Here is a 13,792-nt window from a genome sequence, read left to right as displayed (position 1 = left end):
TATATTAAAATTGAGATGAAATTTTTTTTGCGGCAGCAAGTGCTCCGTCCATGTAACCAGGATGTTGTTGCGCTGTTTCGGAGCCAGATAAGAATAGTTTTCCATTAAACTGGCTTTGTTGGTAGGCTTTGTGCCCATTATTTTGGTGTGCCAAAACAAGTTGATCGTATGGGTGAAAAGTCAAAGCTTCATTTCGCCAAACAGTTTCATAATAGCCTTCGATTGTCGAAGCTTCAGGTCCAAATAAACTAGTTAACTGCGCAAGAACTTTTTGCTGCCTTTCTTGAGATGAGAGCACTGCTGTGCCTGCGTTCAAAAAGCCTTTTAATGCAAATCCTGTAGCCGTAGCGGTGCTGTGGTCGTACATTTCTTGAATGATACTTGCTTGACTGTACAAAGTTCCGGAGTAATTGGCCTCACGCCAAAAAGGAGTTTTGTAAGCCACGGCAAATTTAATGCTTTCGCCCATCCAAGTATGAGTTTTACGAGCCAGTTGCATCACATTTTCAGGCAGCGTAGGTTCAAATTCTACGGTGTTAATGAGTAAATTGGGCGGAATCGTACTGATGACATAATCGGCTGTAAAAATAGTTCCGTTACTGGTCGTTACGTTAATTTGAGTTTCTTGCTCTTCAATTGCAGTTACTGTGTATCCGGTTTTAATTGTTGCCGCAGCGCACAATGATACCAAGCGATCAATTAAAACGCTACTGCCGCCTTCAATTCGAAACGAAGGTTCTTCTGCATCAGATATTTCAAACTTTTGCGGAGGCACAAATGACATAGTTTCGAATAATGAAATTCCTTTGGTGTGTTGTCTAAAATACGGAATTTGTAATTCTTGCAATAAAGCAACGAGATGCGTATGCTGGTTGCTAAACCAAGTAGCACCCATTTCCATGGTAACGGGAGTGCTACCTGTGATCGTATGAATGCGTCCGCCTACACGATTGCGAGCTTCTATGATTTTGACATCAAAACCTTTTTCAAGTAGTAAATACGCGGTGTACAAACCCGTAAGTCCTGCCCCGATAAGGATTACTTTCTTTTTATTCATGATTCACTTTGGTCCGAGAATTTACTTTTCTTAGGTTCTTTAATTGCTGTTTTACCCGCTACCACAACTACAATTTCGCCTCTTGGTGCTGTTTTTTCAAAATGAGCAGCAACTTCTTTTACGGTGCCACGAACATTTTCTTCGTGTAGTTTTGATAATTCTCTTGAGACACAAATTTGTCGGTCTTCGCCAAAATAAGTGCTAAATTCAGCGAGTGTTTTTACTAATTTATGTGGTGAAACATATAAAATCATGGTTCTCGTTTCCTCGGCTAATGTCAAATAACGCGTTTGACGGCCCTTTTTTTCAGGTAAAAAACCCTCAAAAACAAACTTATCATTAGGCAATCCGCTATTGACTAATGCAGGTACAAATGCAGTCGCGCCAGGCAAACATTCAACCGCAATACCATGTTCAACGCATGCTCTTGTAAGCAAAAAACCAGGGTCAGAAATGGCTGGTGTTCCTGCATCAGAGATCAATGCGATGTTTTCGCCAGCTTGTAATCGAGCAATTAAATTCTCGACTGTTTTGTGTTCGTTGTGCATGTGATGGCTGTGCATGTGCGTGCCAATTTCAAAATGCTTCAACAGTTTGCCGCTCGTACGCGTGTCTTCGGCTAGAATCAAGTCGACTTCTTTCAATATTCGAATGGCTCGAAAAGTCATGTCTTCTAGATTACCAATGGGCGTAGGAACGATATATAATTTTGACATAGTAGTTGGTATTTCCTAATTAGGAATTCTTAACAAAAGGCTAATTTGAAATGAAAATTACAAGAATTTCTTTTCGATGATATCCATAAAACGGTCTTCGTATTCTTGTTTGCCTTCCCAATTGTTATAATCTGGTTTTACCATGTCTTGAACAAAATCTCTTGTTTCGTAAAATGAATTAAAAGTATTAATTTGACTCAAAACGCGGTTGTAATCCTCGCTGCTGTTTGCAAATAAATGTTTGATAAAAGCCAAGCGATCATTTAAATCAATATGGATTCCTTTGGCTAATTTGTCGTTTAAAGATACAGCTTTTGCCTCTGTTTTTTCAATTTCAGTTGCCGCCTCCACAAGTTCTGGTTGTTGCGGTAGAGCTATTTCTTCTGGAGTTTCAATGACAACAGCGGTCGGTATATTTTCAATTTGCTGTTTTTTTACGAATAAAGTATCGTGGTAATTTCCACCTAATAAATCTTCAAAAGAAATTTGGACTGCTTCTGGTTTTTTTGTGGTTTCAACTGGAGTTTCTTCAACTTCATCTGCAAGTAAGCTAAAAGCCGGTGCAAAGGCTGCAGTCGCAGCAAGTTCAGGTTCAGCGGATTCATGTTGAGGTTCTAATTCCACGGCAGTTTTATTGTCAGTTACTGCAGCCACTTCCTCTTTTGTATCTTCCTCAACTTCATCATAGCTAATTGACTCATTTACTTCAGTACCTTCTTCTTCGTTGTTGATGTTTGATTCTGCTTCCGGGATGAGCTGTGGCTCGCTCTCTGCTTCAGGCTCAACGATTGATGATTCTTCTTTAACTGTTTCTTCGATCGTTTTCTCGATTTCTGATTCTTGTGTCGTTGGAATTTCCTCTTCAACATTAGTTTCAATTGCAGTGGCTTTTTCCTCAAAAATGGTTTCCAATTGCTGAGTTACTTCCGATAGACCAATAGTAGGTTTTACCTCGCTAAAGTGGTTTTCTACAAATTGTAAAACAGTTAATTTTTCATATAATTTTTGCGTTTCCAGATACAATTGATTGATGTCAGATTTATTTTTGAGCTGTAATATTCGGTGCGCAATGCTGATTAAATCGGCTTCTAATTTTTTTTTCATAACAATTTCAATTATAAGAGGTTAGGCGGAAAATTTTTATTTTGATTTGATGTGCTTGTATAAATGGTCTGATAATGAGGGGTGTTGCTTCTGGACTTTTATTTTTTTTGAAATAAGTCTCAGCTAAACCTCGTTTTGATTTAATTTTTATACTTTTGAAACGACGTAAAAGTATAAAATTTTTAGGTCGTTTATTCAGTACAAAGTAATAAAAACTATTCATTTTTTAAGTCAGAAAAATACAAAATGTTTCTCGAAAATACAGTAAATCACAAAGAGCAGTTTGGTTGGATCGAAGTCATTTGTGGCTCGATGTTTTCGGGTAAAACCGAAGAATTAATTCGTCGTTTAAAAAGGGCGCAATTTGCTAAACAACGAATCGAAATTTTCAAACCAGCAATCGATACGCGTTATGACGAGGAAATGGTAGTATCACATGATTCAAGCCAAATTCGTTCTACACCCGTTCCAGCTGCTGCCAATATCTCAATTTTGGCGCAAGGTTGTGATGTAGTTGGTATTGATGAAGCGCAGTTTTTTGATGATGAAATTGTAAAAGTGTGCAACGATTTGGCCAACCAAGGCATTCGTGTTATTGTTGCAGGATTGGATATGGATTTTAAAGGAAATCCTTTTGGGCCGATGCCTGCCTTAATGGCCACGGCAGAATATGTTACAAAAGTACACGCGGTTTGTACTCGTACTGGTAATTTGGCGCATTATAGTTTTAGAAAAACTGATAATGATAAACTAGTTATGCTTGGTGAAACTCAGGAGTACGAACCTTTGAGCCGAGCGGCGTATTATCATGCGATGCGTAAAGATCAGGACAAAAAATAAAAATTCTCTCAAAAATAAAGGAACTAGAACTGAACTAAAAAAACAAACCCTTTCAAATTTTATAATTTTGAAAGGGTTTGTTTTTTTAGTTAAAAATAGATTCTAATTTAAAATCCAACTCAGGAAATAATTTACTTTGAATCGTATCCTCTTCAATTAACGGATGCATTCCTATAAATTCATTATCTTTTAATACATAAATAAAAACTGTTTTATCCGCGGGGTTTACAATCCAATATTCAAGGACCCCGGCTTCTTCATATAAATCAAATTTATATTTCATCTCTTTGTTAGAATTTCCAGGTGAAAGAATTTCTATAACCAAGTCAGGAGCACCAATAGCACCACGTTCGTCAATTTTAGAATCATCACAAATGACACATAAATCAGGTTGTACAACGGTATAAATTTCTTGGTTTAACTTCGATTTCTTCTTATCCATCAATCGAACATCAAATGGAGCAGCGAAAAGATTGCATGGGTGTGGTTTGAAAAAATTATAAAGCATACCTGCTAACTCCATGGATATTCTTTGATGAGTAGTACTTGGTGCTGGGCTCATCTTAAATATCTTTCCTTTTATCAATTCCAATTTCTCTTGAAATTGCCAAGTTAAATAATCCGCATAGGAATACGTTTTATTTAAATCTAATTGGTTTATGTCCGTTATCATGATGCTTCTTTTTTTCAAAGTTATTAAAAAAACGATCTCGGTTATGCCATCACAAAAGATGAAATCTGTTAAAGTAACTAAACCAAAATTCTACATTTTCTTTCTCATTCTCGCTACCGGAATATCGAGTTGCTCTCTGTATTTTGCAATCGTTCTTCTTGCAATTGGATATCCTTTTTCTTTAAGGATCTCGGCTAGTTGATCGTCTGGCAATGGTTTTTTCTTATCTTCTTCTTCAATGGTGTTTTGTAGAATTTTCTTGATTTCCAATGTCGAAACGTCTTCTCCTTGGTCGTTCTTCATTGATTCTGAGAAAAATTCTTTGATCAATTTGGTGCCGTACGGAGTCTCCACATATTTACTGTTGGCTACGCGTGAAATGGTCGAAATATCAAGACCTACCAAATCGGCAATGTCTTTCAAAATCATTGGCTTCATCTTAGTCTCATCACCATCTAGAAAAAATTCTTCTTGGTAATGCATAATCGCATTCATGGTAACGAATAAAGTTTCCTGGCGCTGACGAATGGCATCAATAAACCATTTAGCCGAATCCAGTTTTTGTTTAATGAATTGAACCGCTTCTTTTTGTTGTGTTGATTTGTCACGAGAATCCTTATAGGTTTGCATCATTTCCTGATAATCTTTTGAAACGTGCAGTGATGGTGCGTTACGACCGTTTAGAGTCAACTCCAGCTCGCCATCAACAATTCTAATTGCAAAATCAGGAACTACATTTTCGGTAACTTTATTGTTTCCGGTAAACGAACCGCCTGGTTTTGGATTCAGTTTCTCAATCTCGTGAATGGCTTTTTTCAATTGTTCATTTGATACGCCATACTTTTGAAGTAATTTATCGTAATGTTTTTTTGTAAAAGCATCAAATTGATTTTCGATAATGTCAATAGCCAAATCCACCGATTCCGTTGGTGTTTTGTGCTTGAGTTGTAGCAGCAAACATTCTTGCAAATCTTGTGCGCCTACACCTGCTGGTTCTAATTCATGAATTACATGAAGCATTTTTTGCACCATTTTTTCGTCGGTGTAAATGCCTTGCGTAAATGCCATATCATCAACCATGTCTGGAATGCTACGACGTATGTAACCCATATCATCAATACTTCCTACGAGGAATTCAGCAATTTCGCGCTCCTCATCATTCAAGATAAAGGTGTTTAACTGATTGATTAAATCTTGGTGAAAACTGATTGGCGCGGCAAAAGGTGTTTCGCGATCCTCATCATCATCGCTGTAATTGTTGGCCTGAGTTTTATAATCAGGTGTTTCGTCGTTGCTTAAATACTCATCAATATTGATATCTTCAGCATCAATTCGTTCTGATTCGGCATCATCATAATCATCGTAATCTTCGTTTTCAAACTCGTCCTTCTCGTAATCATCTTCTTCTTTTCCGGATTCGAGTGCCGGATTCTCGTTCATTTCTTCGAGTAAACGTTGTTCAAAAGCTTGCGTAGGCAATTGAATTAACTTCATCAGCTGGATTTGCTGTGGAGATAATTTTTGTGATAATTTTAAATTTAAGAATTGCTTTAGCATTTTATATTTTGTTGTTTTTGTTTAAGGTTTCAAGTTTCAAGTTGTCGCACTTGAAACTTTAAACCTTGAACTTTAAACTTTTTTTAGAATTCCGCATTCATAGGTGTTCTTGGGAAAGGAATTACGTCACGAATATTAGTCATTCCAGTTACAAACAATACCAATCTTTCAAACCCAAGTCCAAAACCAGAGTGAACCGCTGATCCAAATCTACGAGTGTCTAAGTACCACCACAATTCTTCTTCGTCAATTCCTAAGGCTTTCATTTTTTCAACCAAAACATCAAAACGCTCTTCACGCTGAGATCCACCTACGATTTCTCCAATTCCAGGGAACAAGATATCCATGGCGCGAACTGTTTTTCCGTCTTCGTTCAAACGCATGTAAAATGCTTTGATATTGGCAGGATAATCAAACAAAATTACCGGACATTTAAAGTGTTTCTCCACCAAGTAACGCTCGTGCTCACTTTGTAAATCAGCACCCCATTCGTTGATGATATAGTTGAATTTTTTCTTTTTGTTTGGTGTAGAATCTCTTAAAATATCAATAGCTTCTGTGTACGAAACGCGCTTGAAATTGTTCTCTAAAACAAAGTTCAATTTTTCTAGTAAAGCCATTTCACTGCGCTCAGCTTGTGGTTTTGATTTTTCTTCTTCTAATAAACGACCTTCTAAGAATTTCAAATCCTCCGGACATTTATCCATTGTGTATTTGATTACATATTGAATGAAATCTTCAGCCAAGTCCATGTTGTCATTCAAATCATTGAACGCCACCTCTGGCTCAATCATCCAAAATTCCGCCAAGTGTCGTGAAGTGTTTGAGTTTTCAGCTCTAAATGTTGGTCCAAAAGTATAAATCTGCCCCAAAGCCATCGCAAAAGTTTCTCCTTCTAATTGTCCAGAAACTGTCAAGTTGGTTTCTTTTCCAAAGAAATCCTCTTTGTAATTTACTTTTCCATCCTCAGTTCTTGGAGTGTTGTCAAATGGCAAAGCAGTTACTTTAAACATTTCACCAGCACCTTCAGCATCAGACCCTGTGATGATAGGCGTGTTCACATACACAAAACCTTTCTCTTGAAAATAGCTATGAACGGCATACGACAGTACAGAACGAACACGCATAATAGCACCAAAAGCATTCGTACGCACACGCAAATGCGCATTTTCACGCAAGAATTCTAACGAGTGTTTTTTAGGCTGCATTGGGAATTTCTCCGGATCAGAGTCGCCTAAAATCTCTAATTTAGTTACCTGAATTTCAAATTTCTGTCCAGCTCCTTTGCTTTCTACCAAAGTTCCTGTTACTGAAACCGCTGCTCCGGTTGTAATGCGTTTTAAAGTCTCGTCTGGCGTATTTTCAAAATCCACCACACATTGTATATTGGCAATGGTCGAACCATCGTTTAAGGCAATAAATTGATTGTTTCTAAAAGTTCTCACCCATCCTTTTGCATTTACTTCATGAAGCGTCGTGGTGCTGTTTAGCAAGTCTTTAACTTTTGTATGTCTCATTTTAGGTATAGAGTTGATATTAAAATTGGTATCGTAATCGAACTGCAAATATAAATCATTTGTTTGTAATTGCATTGTGACAATTCAGGTAATCAGGAGCTATTTCCCGCTATACATTGCAATCTTATTGTTTTTGGCAAGCAAAACAATAAGGATTTCCACTTCTATCGGGGCTAGTGAGTAAGTTTCAGGACATATTTTGTTTACTGTTTTGCAGTTTCTTCTTTTTGAAGCTGTTTAAAAACTTGGCGAACCGCACAACACTTTGTACTTTTGCGGTATGAACGACAATTTTGTAACAGAGTATTTCGGTATCGGAATTCAAAACGGTAAAACCCCTGAAAATTTGGGAGTTTTGTGGCGTACCGCCCAAAACCTGGGTGCCAGTTATATTTTCACTATAGGAAATCGATATGCTAAGCAAGCTTGTGATACACACAATGCTGTAAAATCTTTACCGTATTTTCATTACGAAAATTTTGAGGATTTCTATAACAACTTACCTAAAGGCGCTCGCTTAGTAGGCGTTGAATTAGATGAACGCGCTACCGATTTAGAAACATTTGAGCACCCAAGGCGATGTGTGTACTTATTAGGTGCCGAAGACAATGGCTTATCTAAAGCGGCTATGGCCAAATGCCATCATTTGGTAAAATTCAAATCAGAGAAAAGCTTAAACGTGTCGGTAGCGGGAAGTATCGTGATGTACGATCGAGCGCTGCCTAAACCAAGATCATAAAACTAAAAATTCCCGTAATTAGCGGGAATTTTTATCAATAATACGTTTAGCTATTGCTTTCCATTTCTAGAATGAGGTTGGCAATCAAAGCTGTCCAGCCCGTTTGGTGCGAGGCTCCTAAACCGCGACCGGTATCTCCATCAAAAAACTCATAAAACAAATGTTGATTCTTGAACTCTTCTTCGTTCGTGAACAATTGGTTGTGGTTTTCTGAATGGTAGCGAAATTTTCCATTATCATCACGTTCAAACAACTTGATAAGTCTTTTGGTCAACTCATTTGCAATTTGATTTAAATTCAGTTTGTTACCCGATCCAGTCGGAAATTCATAACGGTATTTATCGCCATAAAAAGTATAATATTTGCGCAACGACTGTATAATCATATAATTGAGCGGCATCCAGATAGGGCCACGCCAATTTGAATTGCCTCCAAACATACCCGATCTGCTTTCGCCAGGTTCGTACTGAATTTTATGATGCCCATTATTGCCAAAAACAAAAGGATTGTCTTTGTGGAATTTAGATAGGGATCGAATACCGAAGTCGGATAAAAATTCATTTTCATCCAAAAGTCGAATTAAAAGATGCTCCAATCTAAAACCGCGCATGATGGAGAACATAAAGTTTCCGTCTTTATTCGCTGTTTCTAAATTTGAAATTAATGAAGCCAAATCAGGTCGCGTGCGAATAATTTCATTGGCTCTTTTTTGGAAATCTTTTAGCTGTTCAAATAATTCTTTGTTCATTATTTCGACTGCAAATAGCGGAATTACGCCCACAAGCGAACGCACTTTTAAGCGTTCGGAGCCGCCATCCGAGAGTTCAACAACATCGTAATAAAAATTATCTTGATCGTCCCAAAGTGATAGATCTCTTTTACCAATATGGTGCATGGCCCAAGCAATATTTAAAAAATGCCTGAAAAATTTAGCCGAAATGTCTTCGTAAATTTTATTGGTTTTTGCCAGTTCTAAACTCATGCGCAACATGTTTAACGAAAACAGCGCCATCCAACTTGTGGCATCGGCTTGTTGCATTTTTTTGATGCCTTCGGGCATGTGGTTGCGATCAAAAACTCCGATATTATCTAGGCCAAGGAAACCACCTTCAAATAAATCGGTGCCGCTCGTATCTTTTTGATTGACCCACCACGTAAAATTGACATTCAGTTTTTGAAAAGCCGTTTCTAAAAATTCTGTGTCGGCTATTCCAGTTCGCTTGAGGTCTTTTTCGTAAACCGTCCATACGGCCCACGAATGCACGGGCGGATTCACATCGCTAAAATTCCATTCGTAAGCAGGAATTTGTCCGTTGGAGTGCATATAACTTTCTTGCAATACCAAGAGTAGTTGTTGTTTGGCAAAACGCGGGTCAATTTCTACAAAAGAAGCCATGTGAAAAGCCAAATCCCAAGCGGCATACCACGGATATTCCCATTTATCTGGCATGGAAATGACATGACGGTTAGTTAAATGTTTCCAGCTACTATTGCGTTTGTCGTGGCGGTTAGGTGGCGTTTCGCCTGGCCCGCCGTACAACCATTTAAACACATCATAATAATAAAATTGTTTGGTCCACAATAAACCTGAGAAGGCACTTTTTGCAATTGCTTGCTGCTCTTGCGGCAAGTTTGAACTAATTTTAGAGTTGTAAAACGCCTCACATTCTTCTTTTCGAGCATTAATAACTGCGTCAAAGTCGGTCCATGGTTCGGCTTTTGGCGATTTACTCAAACGTATTTTAATGCTTTTTTCTTCGCCTGCTGCTAATTCAAATTGTTGCCAAATAGCAGCTTTGGTTCCAAATAAGTCTGGGTTTACAGTCGGTTCATCATGAATAACGTGGTTATTGATACCGTCTTTTACATAAGGATATTCGTTGGCAACCCCGTAAATGCGTTCGTTATTGGTTTCGTTTTCACAAAAAAGTTGTGTTCCTTCCTCATGGTATAAATAATAGGTTTCAATGCGCGAGCTTGTTGTTTCGATAGTATTGTTTCCTATACTTTTCATTGATGGACGCGGATGCCTGTCGTTGTGCTTCCAGAAATTACGATACCAAAGGTGTGGCAAGACGTGAATTTGAGCTTGTTGAGCACCGCGATTTACGATGGTTACTTGCATCAGAATATCATCGACATCGGCTTTTGCATATTCAATAAAACAATCAAAATAAGCATTGTCGTCAAAGCTATTGGTATCCGTTATTTCAAACTCTGTTTCTTCGCGGCTGCGTTGGTTTTTTACAATAAGTTCCTCGTACGGAAACCCGTTTTGCGGGTATTTGTACAAGTATTTGTTGTACGAATGCGAGGGTGAAGCCACTTGATGAAAATAAAGTTCTTTAACATCTTCGCCGTGGTTGCCTTGATTATTGGTTAAACCAAAAAGTCGCTCTTTGATGATAGGATCTTTTCCGTTCCAAAATGCGGGAGCCAAGCAGAGAATTTCGCGAGAGTCACAAAAACCACCGATGCCTTCCTCGCCCCAACGGTAAGCGTTGCTTCGGGCTCTATCGTGGTTGATAAAGTTCCATGCATCTCCGTTTTGGCTGTAGTCTTCTCGAACTGTTCCCCATTGTCTTTCGGCTAAATATGGCCCCCATTTTTTCCAATTGCGGTAGTTATCAGGAACGGCTAATTTTTGTTCTTCGGAAAGGTGCTGCGACATAGTAAAAAATCAAATTAGTAGTGTGTTTCAAAAATAGTAAAGGATAATTGCAAGAGATTGCAAGCTTGCTTTTTTTGAAAATTGTGTTGGCGTAAAAATAAGATTTATTTTGTAACCGAACGAAATCAGGGCTTTACTATTGTTTAATTGCCCGCCATCGATGGATTTCTTTGGTTATGTCGTAAAATTGGGGTGCTGAAATTATTTATTTTTATTGAAGTGCTAATAAAAACAGAAGTACTCTAAGCATCGGTGTTAAAATAGTTCTACCTCAGATTTGATTCTCTTCGGAGAAAAATTTTTTTCAAGCGCAAGTAGTGTACAATGCAACAGTTCCTAGCCCGGATAGCAGTGGAAATCCTTCCTGTTTTTGTTAAAAAACAGGAAGATTGTAGCGGATAGCCGGAAATAGCTCCTGATGAATTTTATTTTTTTGAGGTTAAATCGTCAATTTCTTCATCGGTTGGTTCGATAATATCAATTTTTGGTTCGATAAAATCTTGTTCGTTGGCCAATGTTTTGTTGAGTGTGAGCACCAAGGCTGGCAACAACATTAAATTGGATAACATCCCGAATAACAGTGTCAACGAAATCAAGCCGCCAAGGGCAATTGTTCCTCCAAAACTAGACAGCATAAATACTGAAAATCCAAAGAATAATACGATCGAGGTGTAGAACATGCTCAAACCTGCATCTGTAAAAGTGGCGTAAACTGATTTGCGAATTTTCCAGTTATTTTTCTTCAATTCCTCTCGGTACTGAGATAAGAAACGAACGGTATCATCGACTGAAAGTCCGAATGCAATTCCAAAAACTAATATAGTTGATGGCTTAAGCGGAATGTCTAAAAAGCCCATCAGTCCTGCAGTAAGCATGAGCGGCAAGAGGTTTGGAATGATAGAAACCAGTACCATTTTGAAGGAACGGAACATAAACGCAATTAAAAGCGCGGTAAGTAAAAAGGCAAAAGCTAGCGATGATAACAAGTTGTCTAGCAAATAACCGGTTCCTTTTTGAAACACGAGAGCTTTTCCGGTAACTGTTACATTGTATTGGTTTTCAGGGAAAATTTTAGCTGCTTTTTTCTTGATTTCGGCTTCAATTTTAGCAATTTTATCGCCGCTTTCGTCTCTCATGAACGTTGTAATTCGGGCAAATTGACCAGAATTATCTACGTAACTTTTCATCAGGTTGTCCTTTGAATCTTTGGTCGCATTTTTGGCATACGATAAGATAAAGGATTGCTCTTGCGAAGATGGTAATTCGTAATACGCGGGATTACCATTGTAGTACGCTTGCTTCGAATATTTAATCAAGTTTACAATAGAAATGGGTTTTGATAATTCAGGAATTTCATCAATTGCTTGCTCGAGTTCGTCCATTCTTCGCAGGGTTGAGAGTTTCATTACTCCCTTTTTGCGTTTGGTATCAATCATGATTTCGAGCGGCATGACACCATCAAATTCTTTTTCGAAGAAAACGATGTCCTCGAAAAAGGCTTCTTTTTTAGGCATGTCCTCGATAAGACTGCCAGAAATACGCATTTCGTAAATGCCGATAATACTGATGACCAATAATGCAATAGCAACAACATAGATTGAGAAACGGTTGTACTTTACGTTGCGTAAAATCCAGCCCATGAATGATTTTACATAGTCTCGATCTAAGTGCTCGATGTGGCGCTCTTTTGGTGCGGGAATATAACTGTGAAAAATAGGAATCACAATAATACACAAAAAGAAAAGTGCCATGATGTTGATGGAAGTCACCACACCAAACTCTAGCAACAACTGATTATTTGACGCCACAAAAGTAGCAAAACCAATGGCTGTGGTAAGATTTGTCATTAGCGTTGCCATACCTACTTTGGTAGTAACGCGTTGCAAAGCTTTAGCTTTATTATGGTGGATTTTATATTCTTGATGATATTTATTGGTCAGGAAAATACAATTTGGGATACCAATTACGATGATTAGTGAAGGCACTAAAGCCGTTAAAACAGTAATTTCATAATGCAGCAGTCCTAAAAATCCGAACGACCACATTACACCAATAATCACAATAATCATAGAGATTAAAGTGGCTCTAAAACTCCTAAAAAAGAAAAAGAAAAGCAAAGAAGTAACCAAGAGCGAGGCACCAATAAAAATGCTAATCTCGTCAGTAATCGTTTTTGCATTCAGGGTTCGAATGTAGGGCATGCCCGAAACACGAAGGTCGATTCCAGTTTCTTTTTCGAATGTTTCAACCGCGGGAACGAGTTTGTCTAAAATAAAATCTTTTCGAGCGGCAGTATTTACAATTTTCTTATCCATGTAAATGGCAGAACGAATACTTCCAGAACGCTTGTTAAAAAGTAAACCTTCATAAAAAGGGAGGTCGTTAAAAAGTTCTTTTTTTATTTTTTGAAGATAGGCTGGGTCAAGAGTTTTTGATTGCTCAACAAAGGGAATTAATTCAAAAGTTTGTAGCGAGTCGTTTTTTTGTAATTTTTTTAAATCATTAAACGACACGACCAAATCAACAGCTTTGTCGCCTTTAAGAGTATTCATCATTTTACTCCAAGCGGCAAAAGCTTTTGGGGTAAATATAGCTTTGTCTTGTACGCCTATAATTACAAGATTTCCTTCTTCGCCAAATTTATTTAAAAAGGCATTGTACTCAATATTAACAATATTATCGTCTGGTAATAAATTAGCTTCGGTAAAAGTAAAATGGATATTTTTCCATTGTGAGGCCAAAAGTGCTGTTATTGCAACAATAATAGACAGCATTAAAATTCTATTTCGAAGGACTACACGGGCAATTAATTCCCAAAACCCCAAACTAAACCACTTGATCATAACTTATATTTAACGGGCGCAAAGGTAGTTAAAACCACTTTGAATCGTTAGTTTAAGGCTAAAGATTTGCTCGTT

General features: G+C 37.8%; 10 protein-coding genes. 2 read left to right on the top strand and 8 right to left on the bottom strand.

The window, feature by feature from the left end; genetic code table 11:
- Positions 1-4: 4 nt before the first annotated feature.
- The 3 genes from KBJ98_RS01930 to KBJ98_RS01920 are packed head-to-tail and all read right to left on the bottom strand — an operon-like array spanning position 5 to position 2,877.
- Positions 5-1,057 carry a flavin monoamine oxidase family protein gene (locus KBJ98_RS01930; RefSeq protein WP_210788002.1) on the bottom strand — a complete coding sequence of 351 codons (1,053 nt, stop codon included), beginning with the start codon at positions 1,055-1,057 and terminating at the stop codon, positions 5-7.
- A complete protein-coding gene (gene rsmI, locus KBJ98_RS01925; RefSeq protein ID WP_210788001.1) occupies positions 1,054-1,773 on the bottom strand; it encodes a 16S rRNA (cytidine(1402)-2'-O)-methyltransferase in 720 nt (239 codons plus the stop codon). The genes KBJ98_RS01930 and rsmI overlap by 4 nt, the downstream gene beginning before the upstream one ends.
- Before the next feature lie 57 nt (positions 1,774-1,830).
- A complete protein-coding gene (locus tag KBJ98_RS01920; RefSeq protein ID WP_210788000.1) occupies positions 1,831-2,877 on the bottom strand; it encodes a hypothetical protein in 1,047 nt (348 codons plus the stop codon).
- A gap of 246 nt (positions 2,878-3,123) precedes the next feature.
- Between KBJ98_RS01920 and KBJ98_RS01915 the strand changes: the two genes are divergently transcribed.
- On the top strand, positions 3,124-3,717 hold the full coding sequence (locus tag KBJ98_RS01915; protein WP_210787999.1) for a thymidine kinase: 594 nt from the start codon (positions 3,124-3,126) through the stop codon (positions 3,715-3,717).
- A gap of 85 nt (positions 3,718-3,802) precedes the next feature.
- Here the strand turns inward: KBJ98_RS01915 and KBJ98_RS01910 are convergent, their stop codons facing one another.
- The 3 genes from KBJ98_RS01910 to asnS all read right to left on the bottom strand — a co-directional run bounded on the left by KBJ98_RS01910 (position 3,803) and on the right by asnS (position 7,464).
- The gene (locus KBJ98_RS01910; protein WP_210787998.1) at positions 3,803-4,390 is read right to left on the bottom strand and encodes a Uma2 family endonuclease; all 588 of its coding nucleotides are present in this window, start codon (positions 4,388-4,390) and stop codon (positions 3,803-3,805) included.
- A 90-nt stretch (positions 4,391-4,480) separates the two neighbouring features.
- Positions 4,481-5,947 carry an RNA polymerase factor sigma-54 gene (gene rpoN, locus KBJ98_RS01905; protein WP_210787997.1) on the bottom strand — a complete coding sequence of 489 codons (1,467 nt, stop codon included), beginning with the start codon at positions 5,945-5,947 and terminating at the stop codon, positions 4,481-4,483.
- Between the two features lie 83 nt (positions 5,948-6,030).
- Positions 6,031-7,464, bottom strand: a complete 1,434-nt coding sequence (gene asnS / locus KBJ98_RS01900; protein WP_210788210.1) for an asparagine--tRNA ligase — start codon at positions 7,462-7,464, stop codon at positions 6,031-6,033.
- 280 nt (positions 7,465-7,744) lie between these two features.
- Here asnS and KBJ98_RS01895 point away from each other — a divergent pair, with 280 nt between their 5' ends.
- The gene (locus KBJ98_RS01895; RefSeq protein WP_166132866.1) at positions 7,745-8,203 is read left to right on the top strand and encodes an RNA methyltransferase; all 459 of its coding nucleotides are present in this window, start codon (positions 7,745-7,747) and stop codon (positions 8,201-8,203) included.
- Positions 8,204-8,249: 46 nt separating this feature from the next.
- Here KBJ98_RS01895 and KBJ98_RS01890 read toward each other — a convergent pair whose 3' ends face one another.
- On the bottom strand, positions 8,250-10,874 hold the full coding sequence (locus tag KBJ98_RS01890) for an MGH1-like glycoside hydrolase domain-containing protein (protein ID WP_210787996.1): 2,625 nt from the start codon (positions 10,872-10,874) through the stop codon (positions 8,250-8,252).
- A gap of 425 nt (positions 10,875-11,299) precedes the next feature.
- The gene (locus KBJ98_RS01885) at positions 11,300-13,717 is read right to left on the bottom strand and encodes an efflux RND transporter permease subunit (protein ID WP_210787995.1); all 2,418 of its coding nucleotides are present in this window, start codon (positions 13,715-13,717) and stop codon (positions 11,300-11,302) included.
- Positions 13,718-13,792: the final 75 nt, after the last annotated feature.

This window comes from Flavobacterium erciyesense (assembly GCF_018069925.1).
In the GTDB taxonomy this organism is placed as follows: Bacteria; Bacteroidota; Bacteroidia; order Flavobacteriales; family Flavobacteriaceae; genus Flavobacterium; species Flavobacterium erciyesense.
Note: the sequence above shows the minus strand (reverse complement) of the source record. Positions and strands in the feature narration are given on the sequence as shown.